A 257-nucleotide genomic window follows, 5' to 3' on the forward strand; every position below is an offset into this window, starting at 1 on the left:
TCCCGTGCCCGTCCCGCCCCTCGCGTCCGTCGTGCGGCTCGCGCAGCGCCGAGCGCAGGCCGAACACCGAGACGACGGCGACCGCCGTCATGCCGGTCAGCACCGCCCACCCGGCGCCCGCGATGCCCGCGGGGGTGAACAGCACGGCCGCGCTGCCCAGGACCAGCACGCACATGGCCCCTTGGAGCGCCGCGAGCACACCGGTGCGCCCCTGCACCCGCAGCACTCCGATGTGCAGCTCCACGACCACCCGGGGC

At 76.7% G+C, this 257-nt stretch carries 1 pseudogene; it reads right to left on the reverse strand.

From position 1 onward, the window contains the following. Positions 1 to 257, reverse strand: a pseudogene (locus AOK18_RS34830) (lipopolysaccharide biosynthesis protein); the annotation flags it as partial.

The organism is Streptomyces prasinopilosus (genome assembly GCF_001419695.1).
Lineage (GTDB): Bacteria > Actinomycetota > Actinomycetes > Streptomycetales > Streptomycetaceae > Streptomyces > Streptomyces prasinopilosus.